Source organism: Spirillospora sp. NPDC047279 (genome assembly GCF_040643285.1).
Taxonomy (GTDB): Bacteria; Actinomycetota; Actinomycetes; order Streptosporangiales; family Streptosporangiaceae; genus Spirillospora.
In genome coordinates, this window is record NZ_JBEYUA010000009.1 from 147,489 (window position 1) to 161,588 (window position 14,100).

Annotated in this window: 15 protein-coding genes; 12 read left to right on the forward strand and 3 right to left on the reverse strand. The window is 72.7% G+C overall.

Annotated elements, in window-relative coordinates; genetic code table 11:
• Window positions 1-60: 60 nt before the first annotated feature.
• A complete protein-coding gene (locus ABZ810_RS23885) occupies window positions 61-738 on the reverse strand; it encodes a TetR/AcrR family transcriptional regulator (protein WP_358406541.1) in 678 nt (225 codons plus the stop codon).
• A 145-nt stretch (window positions 739-883) separates the two neighbouring features.
• Between ABZ810_RS23885 and ABZ810_RS23890 the strand changes: the two genes are divergently transcribed.
• Genes ABZ810_RS23890 through ABZ810_RS23900 form a run of 3 tightly spaced genes read left to right on the forward strand, consistent with a single transcriptional unit; the run spans window position 884 to window position 3,836 of the window.
• Window positions 884-1,882, forward strand: coding sequence for an acyl-CoA dehydrogenase family protein (locus tag ABZ810_RS23890; RefSeq protein ID WP_358406543.1), 999 nt, complete (start codon window positions 884-886; stop codon window positions 1,880-1,882).
• The gene (locus ABZ810_RS23895; protein WP_358406545.1) at window positions 1,866-3,041 is read left to right on the forward strand and encodes an acyl-CoA dehydrogenase family protein; all 1,176 of its coding nucleotides are present in this window, start codon (window positions 1,866-1,868) and stop codon (window positions 3,039-3,041) included. The genes ABZ810_RS23890 and ABZ810_RS23895 overlap by 17 nt, the downstream gene beginning before the upstream one ends.
• Window positions 3,042-3,053: 12 nt before the next feature.
• On the forward strand, window positions 3,054-3,836 hold the full coding sequence (locus ABZ810_RS23900) for an enoyl-CoA hydratase (RefSeq protein ID WP_358406547.1): 783 nt from the start codon (window positions 3,054-3,056) through the stop codon (window positions 3,834-3,836).
• 63 nt (window positions 3,837-3,899) lie between these two features.
• Here ABZ810_RS23900 and ABZ810_RS23905 read toward each other — a convergent pair whose 3' ends face one another.
• Window positions 3,900-4,457, reverse strand: a complete 558-nt coding sequence (locus tag ABZ810_RS23905; protein ID WP_358406548.1) for a carboxymuconolactone decarboxylase family protein — start codon at window positions 4,455-4,457, stop codon at window positions 3,900-3,902.
• Between the two features lie 113 nt (window positions 4,458-4,570).
• Here ABZ810_RS23905 and ABZ810_RS23910 point away from each other — a divergent pair, with 113 nt between their 5' ends.
• The 9 genes from ABZ810_RS23910 to ABZ810_RS23950 are packed head-to-tail and all read left to right on the forward strand — an operon-like array spanning window position 4,571 to window position 13,126.
• Window positions 4,571-5,857, forward strand: a complete 1,287-nt coding sequence (locus tag ABZ810_RS23910; protein WP_358406551.1) for an aromatic ring-hydroxylating dioxygenase subunit alpha — start codon at window positions 4,571-4,573, stop codon at window positions 5,855-5,857.
• Between the two features lie 32 nt (window positions 5,858-5,889).
• Window positions 5,890-6,216 carry a hypothetical protein gene (locus tag ABZ810_RS23915; RefSeq protein ID WP_358406554.1) on the forward strand — a complete coding sequence of 109 codons (327 nt, stop codon included), beginning with the start codon at window positions 5,890-5,892 and terminating at the stop codon, window positions 6,214-6,216.
• A 29-nt stretch (window positions 6,217-6,245) separates the two neighbouring features.
• Window positions 6,246-7,538: an amidohydrolase family protein gene (locus ABZ810_RS23920; protein WP_358406556.1), complete on the forward strand. Its 1,293-nt coding sequence runs from the start codon at window positions 6,246-6,248 to the stop codon at window positions 7,536-7,538.
• Window positions 7,535-8,908, forward strand: coding sequence for an ABC transporter substrate-binding protein (locus tag ABZ810_RS23925; protein ID WP_358406559.1), 1,374 nt, complete (start codon window positions 7,535-7,537; stop codon window positions 8,906-8,908). The genes ABZ810_RS23920 and ABZ810_RS23925 overlap by 4 nt, the downstream gene beginning before the upstream one ends.
• Window positions 8,909-11,023 carry an inner-membrane translocator gene (locus ABZ810_RS23930; RefSeq protein WP_358406561.1) on the forward strand — a complete coding sequence of 705 codons (2,115 nt, stop codon included), beginning with the start codon at window positions 8,909-8,911 and terminating at the stop codon, window positions 11,021-11,023. It abuts the gene before it with no gap.
• A gap of 4 nt (window positions 11,024-11,027) precedes the next feature.
• On the forward strand, window positions 11,028-11,714 hold the full coding sequence (locus tag ABZ810_RS23935; RefSeq protein WP_358406562.1) for an ABC transporter ATP-binding protein: 687 nt from the start codon (window positions 11,028-11,030) through the stop codon (window positions 11,712-11,714).
• Window positions 11,711-12,421: an ABC transporter ATP-binding protein gene (locus tag ABZ810_RS23940; protein ID WP_358406564.1), complete on the forward strand. Its 711-nt coding sequence runs from the start codon at window positions 11,711-11,713 to the stop codon at window positions 12,419-12,421. Before ABZ810_RS23935 ends, ABZ810_RS23940 begins: the two co-directional genes overlap by 4 nt.
• A complete protein-coding gene (locus tag ABZ810_RS23945; RefSeq protein ID WP_358406566.1) occupies window positions 12,418-12,825 on the forward strand; it encodes a hypothetical protein in 408 nt (135 codons plus the stop codon). The genes ABZ810_RS23940 and ABZ810_RS23945 overlap by 4 nt, the downstream gene beginning before the upstream one ends.
• Complete coding sequence (locus tag ABZ810_RS23950) at window positions 12,788-13,126, forward strand: hypothetical protein (RefSeq protein ID WP_358406568.1); 339 nt, start codon at window positions 12,788-12,790, stop codon at window positions 13,124-13,126. Before ABZ810_RS23945 ends, ABZ810_RS23950 begins: the two co-directional genes overlap by 38 nt.
• Here the strand turns inward: ABZ810_RS23950 and ABZ810_RS23955 are convergent.
• The gene (locus ABZ810_RS23955) at window positions 13,092-14,069 is read right to left on the reverse strand and encodes an enoyl-CoA hydratase/isomerase family protein (protein ID WP_358406569.1); all 978 of its coding nucleotides are present in this window, start codon (window positions 14,067-14,069) and stop codon (window positions 13,092-13,094) included. The two genes, ABZ810_RS23950 and ABZ810_RS23955, sit on opposite strands and share 35 nt — an antisense overlap.
• Between the last annotated feature and the right edge of the window lie 31 nt (window positions 14,070-14,100).

Below are 14,100 nucleotides of genomic sequence, written 5' to 3' on the forward strand. Positions count from 1 at the left end.
TAAGCCACGCTCTAGTGAAATGAGAATGACATTCTCGTGGCGGTCGCCCGAGCGGGCCGTTCAGGCGCCGGCGAACCCCTTGGAGCAGAAGTCCCAGACCTCGTCGCTCGTGATCGGGTGCGCGGTCTCGTGGTCCTCGGCGCCGCTGGACTGGGCGATGAACATGATCGACGACATGGTCAGGGCGGCGGCCCGGCGCGGGCTCATGCCCTCGCGCAGGCGTCCCGCCTCGCCCGCCTGCTCCATCAGCTCGGTGAACAGGGCCAGAAGCGGCCGGTGCGCGATCTTGACCTCGGTCGGGTGGCTCATCAGCAGCTGGGGGGCGAACTCGGTGAACAGCGGGCGCTGCGCGGCCGGGTCGGGACGGCAGAGCTCGAACAGCAGCTGGACGGCGACCCTGAGCCGCTCCAGCGGGTCGTCCTGGCCGTCGGCCGCGGCGCGGATCTGGTCCGCGCTGCGCCGCATGGCGTCCTCGAAGAGTGCGAGGAGGAGCTCGTGCTTGCCGTCGAAGTGCTGGTAGAAGCTGCGCAGCGACTGGCGCGAGCGGTCGACGACCTCCTGCACGGTGAAGTCGGTGTTGCCCTTCTCGGTGATGATCGCCTGCGCCGCGTCCAGGAACCGCTCGACGCGCTGTTCGGCCCTGAGCTTGGCCGCCTTGGTGGAGCGCTCCACCGCCCGCTGTTTCCAGGCCGGCTGTTCGTCGGGGGTGCTCGTCGACGGATCCGCTTTCTGCGACATAGGTAGAACCTTACTGCACCTTTTCGGTAGGTCACTTGCGATCGGCTCGCGTGTCACGCAACGGAAGCGAGACTCTTACTTTCACTCTACGAGAATGTTATTCTCACTGCTGCGTGCATCACACTCGCGAGGAGGGCCGTTCGGGATGCTCTTTGAGTTCGACGCCGACCAGCGCCTGTGGCAGGAGACCGTCCGCGAGGTCGTCGCCAAGGAATGCCCGCCCGCGCTGGTCCGCGGGATCGCCGACGCCGGGGCGGACCCCGAGCCGCTCTGGAAGGTCTACACGGGCCTCGGCTGGACCGAGCTGACCGACCCCGCCGAGACCGTGGAGCTGGCGATCGTCCTGGAGGAGCTCGGCCGGGCCACCGACCCGACGCCCTACCTGGCCACGATGACGCAGTTCGCCCCGCTCGCGCCGGGAGACCTCCAGCCGGGCCGGCGGGGGGCGGCCGTGACCGGCGGCGTCACCGCCCGGCCCGACGGCGGCGGCTGGATCCTGGACGGCACGGCGCGCCACGTCCTCGACGGCGACCGCGCCGACCGGCTGGCCGTGGTCACCGAGGCGGGCGTGTTCGCCGTCGGCGCCGCCGAGGCCGCCGCCGAGCGCGTCCCGGTCTTCGACCCGGTGCTGCACGTCGCCGACGTCACGTTCACCGGAGTGCGCGTGACCGAGGACGACCGCGCCGGCGGGGACCCCGCGCGGGCCCGCGAGCTGAGCCTCGCCGGGATGTCCCTGACCATGGTCGGCGCGTGCCGCCGCATCCTGGAGATGGCGCTGGAGCACGTGCGCGAGCGGCACCAGTTCGGCGCGCCGGTCGGCTCCTTCCAGGCCGTCCAGCACAAGGCCGCCGACATGCACGTCGCGATCGAGCGCGCCCGCGCGCTCGCCTACTTCGCGGCGCTCACCATCGCCGAGGACGACCCGCGCCGCGGCAACGCGGCCGCGATGGCCAAGGCCGCCGCGGGGGAGTGCCAGGCCCTGGTGTTCCGCAACGGCTTCCAGCTCTTCGGCGCCATGGGCTTCACCTGGGAGAACGACCTTCAGTTCGCGCTCAAGCGGGCCAAGGCCGGCGAGCTGATGCTCGGCGGCGCGGCGGCCCACCGGGCGCTGATCGCCGAGGAGTACCGTGCGGCTCACCTTTGACGCCGGCGTCGAGAACTTCCGCGCCGAATTCGTCGCGTTCCTCGACGCGCACCTGCCCGGCGAGGCCGAGGCCGGCGAACGGCCCCGCTCCAGCGCGCACGTCCCCGGATGGGCGCGCCGCTGGCAGCGGCTGCAGTTCGACGAGGGCTGGCTGCTGCCCGGCAACCCGCCGGAGTACGGCGGGCGCGACGCCGACCTGATCCAGCAGTACGTGCACCGCGAGGAGCTGTCGCGGCGGCGGATCTACCACAGCTTCAACCCGCAGGGCGTCGGCATCGTCGCGGCCTCGCTGCTGACGTTCGGCACCGAGGAGCAGAAGCGCCGCTGGGCCCGGTCCATCCTGCGCGCCGACATCACCGCGGCGCTGGGCATGAGCGAGCCGGGCGCCGGATCGGACCTGGCCTCGCTGCGCACCCGGGCCGTCCTGGACGGCGATTACTTCGTGGTGAACGGGCAGAAGGTCTGGACGTCGGGCGCGCACGACGCCGACGTGCTGCTGACGTTCGTGCGGACCGACCCGGACGCGCCCAAGCACAAGGGCATCAGCGTGCTCCTGATCCCGACCGACACCCCGGGCGTGACACGGCGGCCGTTCGGCTCGCTGATCGCGGCCGACGACCTGGACTTCAACGAGGTGTTCTTCGAGGACGCCCGGGTGCCCGCCGCCAACCTCGTCGGCCCGCTCAACGAGGGCTGGCGCGTGGCCACCGGATCGCTCGGCCACGAGCGCACCATGATGTGGCTCAACTTCGCCGAGCAGGCGGAGTGGATCCTGCGCGACTTCCGCCCGGAGACCCCGCTCGACCGCGACTGGTACGCCACGCTCGTCATGGACGTCCAGGCGCTGCGGCTGCTCGGCTCGGAGGCGCTGGCCCGCGCGGCCCGCGGCGAGCAGGACGTCGCCGCCCTGTCGGTGCTGAAGCTGCTCGGCTCGGAGGCGGTGCAGCGGGCCGGCGAGCGCGCCCTGGAGTCGGCCGGGCCCGGCGCCCTCGGGCACCCCGGCCGTACCGCGCCCTTCGAGCACATGGCTCTGGAGGACCTGTCGTCCGGCTGGTTCGAGCGCTACGCGCGCAGCTTCGGCGGGACCATCGCCGGCGGCACCTCCGAGATCCAGCGCACGATCATCGCCGGGCGGGTGCTCGGCCTGCCCCGAAGCTGAGGAGCCCCCCTCGTGAACGTCCGCTACGAGGTCGCCGACAAGATCGCGACCATCTCCCTCAACCGGCCCGAGGTCGCCAACGCCCAGAACGCGGCGCTGCTCGACGAGCTGGACGCCGCCTGGACCCGGGCCGCCGACGACCCCGAGGTGGTCGTGATCGTCCTGCGCGGCGAGGGCAGGCACTTCTCCTCGGGGCACGACCTCAAGGGCGACCGGCCCGTCCCCGACAAGATCACGCTGGAGTCGATCTACGAGGCGGAGAGCCGCCGCTATCTGGAGTACACGCTCCGGTGGCGCAACGTGCCCAAGCCGTCGATCGCGGCCGTCCAGGGCCGCTGCATCGCGGGCGGGCTGATGCTCTGCTGGCCCTGCGACCTCATCGTCGCCGCCGAGGACGCGCTGTTCTCCGACCCGGTCGTCACCATGGGCATCGGCGGCGTGGAGTACCACGGCCACACCTGGGAGCTCGGGGCGCGCAAGGCCAAGGAGATCCTGTTCACCGGCCGCCCGCTGACCGCGGAGGAGGCCGAGAAGGTCGGCATGGTCAACAAGGTGGTGCCCCGCGCCGACCTGGACGCTGAGGCGCGCGCGCTCGCCGAGCGCATCGCCGCCATGCACCCGTTCGCGCTCCGGCAGGCCAAGCGGGCCGTCAACCAGACCCTGGACGTGCAGGGCTTCCACGCCGCGATCCAGTCGGTCTTCGACGTCCACCAGACCGGGCACGGCAACGCGCTGAGCGTCGGCGGCTACCCCGTCCTGGTCGACCTCGCGCAGATGAAGGCCAAGCTCCAGTAGCTCACAGCCGGACGAGGCGCGGGGCCGGGCGCTCTGAGAACAGGAGCGCACCGGCCCCGCGCGTCAGTTTCCGGGCGCTGCTCCGTGCTCGGGCTGGACGCCGAAGGTGTTGAACGCCATCGCCATCAGCGTGTAGCCGCCGACGGTGAAGACCAGGTCCATGCGCTGGCGGTCGTCCAGGTGCGCGCCGAGCTCCGCCCAGGTCGCGTCGGAGACGGTCGAGGCCTCGTCGAGCTCGTCCACCGCGCGGAGCACCGCCGCGTCCAGCCCGCCCGCGGCCTCGCCGCGCCCGGCCGCCTCGATCTCGGCCTCGGTCAGGCCCGCCTTCGCGGCCATCATCACGTGGTGCGACCACTCGTACTCGCACTCGCGGCGGCGCGCCACGCGCAGGATCGCCAGCTCGCGCAGCCGCGGCGGCAGCGTCGACCGCACCAGCAGGTGCGCGCTGAAGGTGAGGAAGGCCTCGGCCAGGTCGGGATGCCGGACCAGCGTGGCGAGCGCGTTGCCGGCGCCCTCGGGGTCGCGTCGGCGCGCGGGCAGCAGTACGGCGAGCGCCGCACGTTCGCGCTCGTCCCACTCGTCGCCCGGGAGGGGTGGCAGGCGCAGGGCCGCGGTCGGCATGGGCGGTCTCCTTCCGTCAAGGTTGACGCTTATTCGATTATGAGAATAGCATTCTCCTATTCCGAGATCGATGCTACCGTCTCGTCGCAGAGCAGACCGGAGGACCAGAGCGCATGGCACACTTCCCGAAGCCCGCCGAGGGTTCCTGGACGGAGCACTTCAAGCTCGGTACGGAACCGATCTCCTACGCGGACTCGATCTCGCCGGAGCACTACGAGCTCGAACGCGACGCGATCTTCCGCCGTACCTGGCTCAACGTCGGCCGGGTGGAGCAGCTGCCCAAGATCGGCAGCTACTTCACCAAGGAGCTGGACGCCGCCCGCACGTCGGTCGTCGTCGTGCGCGACAAGGAGGGCGCGGTCCGCGCCTTCCACAACATCTGCCGGCACCGCGGCAACAAGCTGGTGTGGAACGACTACCCCGGCGAGGAGACCAGCGGCGTCTGCCGCCAGTTCACCTGCAAGTACCACGGCTGGCGGTACGGCCTGGACGGCGGCCTGACCTTCGTCCAGCAGGAGTCGGAGTTCTTCGACCTCGACAAGGCCGACTACGGGCTCGCGGCCGTGCGGGCCGAGGTGTGGGAGGGGTTCATCTTCGTCAACCTCGACCCGGGGGACACCACGCCGCTGGAGGAGTACATGGGGGGCCTCGGCGCCGGGCTGGCGGGTTACCCCTTCGAGAAGATGACCCAGGTCTTCAAGTACCGGGCCGACGTCGGCAGCAACTGGAAGTTGTTCATCGACGCGTTCACCGAGTTCTACCACGCGCCCGTCCTGCACCAGAAGCAGGCGGTGTCGGAGGAGTCCCGCAAGCTCGCCAAGGTCGGCTTCGAGGCGCTGGCCTACGACATCGAGGGCCCGCACGGCATGGTGTCGTCGTGGGGCGGGATGGCGCCGCCCAAGGACCCGAGCATGGTCAAGCCCATCGAGCGGGCCCTGCGCAGCGGGCTCTTCGGCCCGTGGGACCGGCCCGTCGACGTCGACCTGCCGGCCGGCCTCAACCCCGCGCGGCACCCGGCCTGGGGCGTCGACTCGTTCCTGTTCTTCCCCAACTTCATGCTGCTGGTCTGGGCGCCGAACTGGTACCTGACCTACCACTACTGGCCGACGTCCTACAACACGCACATCTTCGAGTGCGGCCTGTACTTCGTCCCGCCCAAGAACGCGCGCGAACGGCTGGCGCAGGAGCTCGCCGCCGTCACCTTCAAGGAGTACGCCCTCCAGGATGGCAACACCCTGGAGGCGACCCAGACCATGCTCGAGGCGGGCGCGGTCAAGGAGTTCCCGCTCTGCGACCAGGAGATCCTGCTCCGCCACCTGCACAAGGTCTGCAAGGACTATCTCGACGACCACGCCGGGCGCACGCCCGGCACGCCCTTGCGGGCCACGGCCGTGTCGTGACGCGGGACACGGACTCACCGAGGAGACTGACCATGCCCATCCTGCCCGCCGCGTTCGCCGACCTCGAGCCGTACGGCGAATGGTCGCTGCGGACCGAGCGCGAACGGTACGCCAAGCGCCTTTCGAGCTCGATGGAGGAGCTCCAGGCGTTCTACGACGCGACGTTCCCCCGGCTGGAAGACGCGCTCGCCCATCTCGACGGCCTCGACTTCGAGGAACTGCCCGAGGACGCCGAACGGCTGCTGTGGCTCTACTACTCGGTGGTGAACGCCTCCTTCCCCGTCGAGGTCTGGCGTCAGGCGCGGGTTCCCGACAGCGGTGCGGCCAGCATCGACTGCGTCGTCGAGCCCGCCGTCTGACGCGGGCGACCGGCGAGAGGAGCGCCCCGGTGGCCGCCAGACGCACGCCGCGACCGCCCGTCCACCTGCGTGCCGCGCGCATGCTCGACGTGGACAAGGGCGAGCTGATCGAACCCGGTGACCTGCTGGTCGAGGACGGGCGCATCACCGCCGTCGCGCCGGCCTCGGTCCCCGCGGACGCCGAGGTCCACGACCTCGGCGACGTGACCCTGCTTCCGGGGCTGATGGACATGGAGGTCAACCTGCTGCTCGGCGGCCCCGACCACCGCAGCCCCCTCAACCCGGTGCAGGACGACCCGGCCGTGCGCACCCTGCGCGCCGTCGCCAACGCGCGGCGGACGCTGCGGGCCGGGTTCACCACGGTGCGCAACCTCGGGCTGTTCGTGCAGACGGGCGGGCTGCTGCTGGACGTGGCGCTGAAGAAGGCCATCGACCACGGCTGGATCGAGGGGCCGCGCGTCGTGCCCGCCGGGCACGCCATCACCCCGACCGGCGGGCACCTGGACCCCACGATGTTCCAGGCGTTCGCGCCGCACGTCATGCCGCTCACCGTCGAGGAGGGAATCGCCAACGGGGTCAGCGAGGTCCGCAAGGCCGTCCGCTACCAGATCAAGCACGGCGCCCGGCTCATCAAGGTCTGCGCGTCCAACGGCGTCATGTCGCACACCGGGCCCGCCGGGGCCCAGCAGTACTCCGACGAGGAGCTCGCCGCCATCGCGGACGAGGCGCACCGCGCCGGTCTCAAGGTCGCCGCCCACTGCATGGGCGACACCGCGATCCGGGCCGCGGTCGCCGCCGGCATCGACTGCGTCGAGCACGGCTTCCTCGCCAGTGACGACACCCTCCGCCTGATGATCGAGCACGGGACGTTCCTGGTGGCGACCAGCTACCTCGCCGACGGCATGGACGTCTCGCGGGCGGCCCCCGAGTTGCAGGCCAAGGCCGCCGAGGTCTTCCCGCGCTCCCGGGCCACGATCAGCCGGGCGATCGAGCTCGGCGTCCGCGTCGCCTGCGGCACCGACGCGCCCGCCATCCCGCACGGCCGCAACGCCAAGGAGCTGCTCGCGCTCGTCGACCGCGGCATGACGCCGCTGGCCGCCCTCCGGGCGGCGACGACCGTCGCCGCCGACCTCATCGACGCCGACGACCGGGGACGCCTGGAACCCGGGCTGCTGGCCGACGTGATCGCCGTGCCCGGCGATCCGCTGGCCGACATCACGGTGACCGAGGACGTGCGCTTCGTGATGAAGGACGGCCTCGTGCACCGCGACGACACCCACCCCCAGCCCATCGGGGACAGGACCGAGGAGGAATCCCCGTGAAAACGCAGAGAACCATCGCCGCGCTGGCGGCGGTCGCGCTGTTCGCCGCCGGGTGCGGCGGGCGGAGCGGCACCAGTGGCGAAGAGACGCCGGCCGGAGCCGCACAGCCCGTGTCGGGCGACTTCGGCGACCTGAAGAACGTGTGCGGCAAGGGGAGCGCGTCGAGCGCCCCCGCCCAGGGCGTCACGGCCAAGGAGATCAAGGTCGGGGTGTTCTCCGACGTGGGCTTCACCAAGAAGCCCGAGTTCGGGGACGCCGCGAAGGTGTTCACCTCGTGGTGCAACGACGCGGGCGGGATCAACGGGCGCAAGCTCGTGCCCGTCACCCGCGACACCAAGCTCCAGGAGGTCCGCCAGCGCATGCTCGAGTCGTGCCGCGAGGACTTCGCCGCCGTCGGCGGCGGCGCGGCATTGGACGCACTGGGCGTCAAGGAACGGCTGACGTGCCTGATGCCCGACTTCCCGGCGCAGACCAGCATGATCCAGAACATCGGCTCCGATCTCCAGATCAACCAGGTCGCCGCCGGAGCCTCCTACAACCGTTACGCCGGCTACTACACCTGGCTGCTCAAGGAGGCCTACCCGTCCTCCGCGAGCGCCGTCGGCATGATCTCCGGCGACTCCCCGGTCACCAAGGGCCTGCGCGGCCAGGTCAACGAGGGGTTGAAGGCGGCCGGCGCCTCGTTCGCCTACGACGACCTCTACCCGGCGGCGGGCGTCTCCGACTGGACGCCGTACGCCCAGGCCATCAAGAGCAAGAAGGTCAAGGGCCTGGTCTTCTACGGCGACTTCCTGAGCCTGGCCAAGCTCGAGCAGATCCTCACGGGCATGAACTACAAGCTCGACTGGATCGACGCCAACAGCAACGCCTACGGCTCCACGTTCATCAAGCTCGCGGGCAGGTCGCTCGCCTTCCAGAACAACCTCGCCGACCTCAGCGGCGTCCATCCCCTGGAGGCGGCGGCCGCCAACCCGGCCACCAAGCAGGTCATGGACCTGTACGCCAGGTACGCGCCGAAGTCCGAGGTGACCTTCCCCGCCGTCCGGGCGTTCTCGGCCTGGCTGGCCTTCGCCAAGTCGGCCGCGAGCTGCGGTGACGCCCTGACCCGCAAGTGCGTCTACGAGGCGGCGCGCAAGGAGACCGCCTGGACCGGCGGGGGACTTCAGGCCACGGTCGACCTCTCCAAGTCCGACGCCCCGCTCCAGTGCTTCAACGTGGAGAAGGCCACGCCCGAAGGCTGGAAGGCCGCCGACTTCAAGCCCGACAAGGGCGCCTACCGCTGCGACGCCCCCGCGCAGAAGCTCACCGGGAACTATGGCAAACCCCTCACGCTCGCCGACGTCGGCAAGAGCATGAGCGACTTCAAGTAGATGGAGCAGTTCCTCACCTTCGGGATCGTGGGGCTGAGCACCGCGGCCGTGTACGCCATCATCGGCAGCGGCCTGGTGCTCACCTACACGACCACCGGCGTGTTCAACTTCGCCCACGGGGCGGCGGGCATGCTGGCGGCGTTCTCCTACTGGCAGCTCACCGTCGGCTGGGGCTGGCCGGTCGTGCCGGCCCTGGCCGTGGTGCTGCTCGTGCTCGCCCCGGGGTTCGGCCTCCTCATCGAACGGGTGCTGATACGGCCCGTCCAGGCGCTCGGGGAGGCCGAGAAGCTGGTGATGACGGTGGCGCTGCTGAGCGGCGGCATCGCGTTCGCCCGCTGGGTGTGGGACCCCAACGCGCCCCGGCCGCTCCAGCCGTTCTTCGCCGACCGCGCGCCCTTCCACGTCGGCCCGGCCACCATCACCTGGCACCAGGCGCTCACCATGGTCGTCGCGGTGGCGGTGGCCGCGGGCCTGTGGGCGCTGCTCAACCGGACGCGCACCGGCACCGAGATGCGGGCGACCGTCGACGACCGGGCGCTGGCCAAGCTGACCGGGGCCGACCCGGTGCGCGCCAGCAGGGTCGCCTGGATCCTGGGCACCCAGCTCGCCGCGGTCGGCGGCATCCTCATCGCGCCCGCGGTCGCGCTGGACGCCGGGCAGCTGTCACTGCTGATCGTCAGTGCCTACACCGCCGCCGTGTTCGGCCGGCTGCGGAGCCTGCCGCTGACGTTCGCCGGCGCGGTGGTGGTCGGCTGCCTGGAGAGTTTCCTGACCGGCTACCTGCCGCAGAACCCGTACCTGCCGGGGCTGCGGCTGGCGGCGCCCGCGCTGCTGCTGTTCCTGGCGCTGCTGCTGTTCCCGCACCGGCGGCTGCGCGGAAGGGAACGGCGGCTGGCGCGCGTGCCGGTGCCCACGATGCGCGGGACGGCCGTCCTCGCGGCGGCGATCGTCATGGCCGGGGTCGTGCTGGCGACCGTGCTGGGCGAGGCCGACCTGGTCACCTACGGGCCGCTCTTCTCGCTCGGGGTGGTGGCGCTGTCGTTCGTCCCGCTGACCGGGTACGCGGGGCAGATCTCGCTGTGCCAGCTCAGCATGGCGGGCATCGGCGCCGTCGCGTGGGCGCACCTCGGCGCCCATGGCGAGGTGTGGGCGCTCGGCGCCGCGGTGGCGATCGCCGCGCTGGCGGGCGCGCTCATCGCGCTTCCGGCGTTGCGGCTGTCGGGGGTCTACCTGGCGCTCGGCACGGCGGCGTTCGCGGTCGTGCTGGACCGGTGGATCTTCACGTTGCCCTCGTTCGACCTGCTCGGGATGCGGATCGCGCTGTTCGAGCAGGGGTCGGTCGAGGTCGCCGGGCCGAGCCTGTTCGGATGGCGGCTGGACGGCGGGGCCGAGCTGATGGTGTTCGCCGCGATCTGCCTCGCCCTCGCCTCGCTCGGGGTGGCGGCGCTGCGGCGCGGCAGGTTCGGGCGGCGGCTGATCGCGCTGCGCGACAGCGAGGCCGCGTACGCCACGCTCGGCGGCCGCCCGCTGGTGGCCAAGGTGCTGGCGTTCGCGCTGGCGGCCGGGATCGCCGGGCTCGGCGGTGCGCTCTACGGAATGCAGCACCGGTCGATCACGGCCGAGCAGTTCAACCTGGTCGCCGGTCTGCCGATCTTCCTGGTCGCGGTGATCGGCGGGCTCGGCTCGGTCGGCAACGGCCTGTTCTCCGGCGCCGCATTCGCCGGGCCGAGCGTGCTGGTCGGCCTCTGGCCCGGGACGCGCGACCTCGCCGCCGCGGCCCCCGCGCTGGCAGGGATGGGGCTGGGCCACAGTCCCGACGGCCTGGTGTCGCGGTTCCGGCGGCAGTGGGATCCGGTCGGGCGCGACCGCCTCGTCCTGGCGGCGCTGCTCGCCGGCCTCGCGGTCGCGTGGGCGCTGCGGCTCGGCGACGTGATCGAGGGGTGGGTGTTCTTCTGCGGCTCGCTGGCCGTGGCGCTGCTGGCGCGGGTCTGGGCCGCGGCCCGGTGGCGCGCCGGGATCGCCGCGCCGGACGTTCCGGTCGAGTGGTGGGGCGTGCGGCGGGACTGGCGCCGGGGCGACGAGGAGGTGCTCGCGCGTGGCGTGGCTGGAGGTTAGCGGGGTGACCGTCGCCTTCGGCGGCAACCGGGCGCTGGACGGCGTCGGCATGTCGGCCGAACGGGGCCGGGTCTCCGGGCTCATCGGGCCCAACGGAGCGGGCAAGAGCACGCTCTTCGACGTCGTGTCCGGGCTGCGCCGCCCGTCGGCGGGGCGCGTGGTGCTCGGCGGCCGGGACGTCACCCGGATGGGCCCCGCCCGCCGCGCCGGCCGGGGCCTCGCCCGGACGTTCCAGCGGCTGGAGCTCTTCGGCCGGCTGACCGTCCGCGACAACCTGCTCGTCGCCGCCGAACTGGGGCCGGAACGGCGCCGGGCGGCGTCCGCGGTCACCGCCATCCTCGAACGGCTCGGCCTGACGGAGGTGGCGGGCATGACCGCGGACGCGCTGCCCACCGGCGTCGCCCGCCTGGTCGAGGTCGGCCGGGCCCTGGCGGTGCGGCCGTCGCTGCTGCTCCTCGACGAGCCCGCGGCGGGCCAGGACGACGCCGAGACCGAACGGTTCGCGGCGCTGCTGCGGTCGCTGGCGGGCGACGGCACCGCGGTCGTCCTCGTCGAGCACGACATGGGCCTGGTCATGAGCGTGTGCGACGAGGTCACCGTGCTCGACCTCGGGAAGGTGATCGCGGTCGGGCCGCCCGAGGTGATCCGCGCCGACGAGACCGTCCTGGCGGCCTACCTGGGGGACGCGTGAACGGGCCTCTTCTCGAACTGTGCGACGTGCGCGCCGCGCACGAGGGCATCACCGTGCTGCACGGCGTCGACCTGAGCGTGCGCGCCGGGCAGGTGGTGGCGCTGCTCGGGCCGAACGGCGCGGGCAAGACCACCACGCTGCGCGTCGCGGCCGGCGCCCACCCGGCCGCCTCCGGGCGGCTGCTGCTGGGCGGGCGCGACGTCACCGGAGCCGACCCGCGCGACCTCGCCCGCGCCGGGGTCTGCCTGATCCCCGAGGGGCGCGGCGTCTTCCCGAACCTGTCGGTCCGCGACAACCTCCTGATGATGACCTTCACCGGCCGCTCGCGCGCCGAGGTCGAGGAGATCGCGTTCGCGCGGTTCCCCGCCCTGGCCCGCCGCGCCGGCCAGGCGGCCGGGACCCTGTCGGGCGGCGAGCAGCAGATGCTCGCCCTCGCCCGCGGGCTCGCCACCGACCCCGCCGTGCTGCTGGTGGACGAGCTGTCCATGGGGCTCGCCCCGCTGGTCGTCGGCCGGCTGTACGAGCAGGTCGCCGAGATCGCCCGGCAGGGCGTCGCCGTCCTGGTCGTCGAGCAGCTCGCGGCGGCCGTCCTCGGCATCGCCGACCACGCCGCCGTGCTCGTGCGCGGCCGGATCGAACGGCGGGGCCGCCCCGACGACGGGCTGCGCGCCGAACTGTCCGCCCTCTACCTGGGGAGTTCCCTATGACGTCCATCGAGCCGCGCGCGGACCGGTTCGTCCGCGAGCTGGCGGAGCTGAAGATCCCCGACCCGGCCGCCGCCCGGTCCGCCCTGTGGTTGCGGATCGGGGTCGCCCTGATGGCCCTCGGGCTGGTGGCCGCGGGGTCGGCCTACTTCCTCGCGCACGGCACCCGCGATCCGCTGGTCCAGCGCGACGCGCTCGCGATCGGCCTCGGCGGGGTCGCCGCGTGCGTCGTGGGCTCCGCCCTTTTCCTGCGATTCTCGCTGACGGGTTTCCTGCGCTTCTGGATGGCCCGCCAGTCCTACGACCTGAACCTGCTCGCCGACCGACTGACCGAACCCGCTCACCTCCTCACAGAAGGGGACACCGGCCATGGCCGCACCGGCACCGACCCAGCTGCGTCCCGGTGACCAGCTCGCCAGCACCGTCTGCACGACCCGCGTGGTCGTCGTCCGCGCACCCGCCGGCTCCGGCGCGGTGCTCACCTGCGGGGAGGCCCCGATGGTCCCCGCGTCCACCGTCCCGGCGGCCAAGCCCGGGGGCGGGGGCCAGGGAGGCGACGACGGCACGGGCACGCTCATCGGCAAGCGCTACACCGACGCCGGCGGGACGATCGAACTCCTCTGCACGATGTCGGGCGCGGGCGAGCTGCGCTGCGACGACGCCCCGATGACGCTCAAGTCGGCCAAGCCCCTGCCCGCGTCCGACTGACCGCCGCGGCCGGGGCGGTGACCTCGTCGACGAGGCCCCACGCGAGGGCCTCGGCGGCGGTCAGCGCGACACCCGACAGCGCGAGGTAGGCGGTGCGCTCCCGGCCGATGCGGACGGGCAGGCTCGCGGTGCCGCCCGCGCCGGGGATCAGGCCCATGCCCACCTCGGGCAGGCGGATCTCCGTGTCCGGCGCGGCGGCGACCCGGCCCGCGAACGCCGGAAGCTCGATCCCGGCGCCGACGCAGGCGCCGTGCAGGTGTGCGGTGACGCGCGGTCCGCACCGCTGGAGCAGCGCGGCCGGGCTGCGGTGCAGCCGGACGAGGTGGGTGCCGGCGGGGTCGTGCGAGGTGCCGAACTCGCTGAGGTCGCCGCCCGCGCAGAACGAGGGGCCCTCGCCGCGCAGGTCGATCGCGCCGATGGACGGGTCGGCGACGGCGACGTGCAGCGCCTCGCACAGCGCGTCGCGCGTTCCGGCGTCCATCGCGTTGCGCGCCCCCGGCCGGTCGAGCGTGATGGCCAGCCGGTCGCCGTCCCTCGCGATCCGTACCGGCGCGGCGGCCGGACGCGGCGTGCGGACCGGCGCCGCCGCGAGCCACGCACGGAAGTCGTCGCCCGCCTGGAGAGCGGAGTAGGCCAGCGACTCCGCCACGAGCCGTTCGGGGGGAGCGAGCCGTACGCCCATCCGCAGCACCTGCGCCAGCACGATCGAGGCGGCCGGGTGGGCGGTCACGGCCTCGGCCAGCCGGGCGGCCGTGGCGTGGGGGTCGGGGCACGCCACCCACGGCCTGGGCGGGCCGGGGCGGGCGGTGAGCAGCACGTCGCAGGACTCGCCCGGCTCGGGGAGGTCGGCCGAGACGCCGACGACGACCCGCTCCGGCGGCCCGGCCGGAACGGGCGGCGCGGCTTCGCGGTCCAGGTCGACCAGCAGGATCGGCGGGTCCATGACCTGAGAAGTGTAAATGGCGTTTCCGATG

Bases quoted from the DNA above. Each gene is read 5' to 3' on its own strand.
- ABZ810_RS23905 (WP_358406548.1), bottom strand. From the start codon at position 4,457: ATGCCGACCGCGGCCCTGCGCCTGCCACCCCTCCCGGGCGACGAGTGG.
- ABZ810_RS23910 (WP_358406551.1), top strand. From the start codon at position 4,571: ATGGCACACTTCCCGAAGCCCGCCGAGGGTTCCTGGACGGAGCACTTC.
- ABZ810_RS23885 (WP_358406541.1), bottom strand. From the start codon at position 738: ATGTCGCAGAAAGCGGATCCGTCGACGAGCACCCCCGACGAACAGCCG.
- ABZ810_RS23950 (WP_358406568.1), top strand. From the start codon at position 12,788: ATGGCCGCACCGGCACCGACCCAGCTGCGTCCCGGTGACCAGCTCGCC.
- ABZ810_RS23915 (WP_358406554.1), top strand. From the start codon at position 5,890: ATGCCCATCCTGCCCGCCGCGTTCGCCGACCTCGAGCCGTACGGCGAA.
- ABZ810_RS23890 (WP_358406543.1), top strand. From the start codon at position 884: ATGCTCTTTGAGTTCGACGCCGACCAGCGCCTGTGGCAGGAGACCGTC.
- ABZ810_RS23955 (WP_358406569.1), bottom strand. From the start codon at position 14,069: ATGGACCCGCCGATCCTGCTGGTCGACCTGGACCGCGAAGCCGCGCCG.
- ABZ810_RS23945 (WP_358406566.1), top strand. From the start codon at position 12,418: ATGACGTCCATCGAGCCGCGCGCGGACCGGTTCGTCCGCGAGCTGGCG.
- ABZ810_RS23930 (WP_358406561.1), top strand. From the start codon at position 8,909: ATGGAGCAGTTCCTCACCTTCGGGATCGTGGGGCTGAGCACCGCGGCC.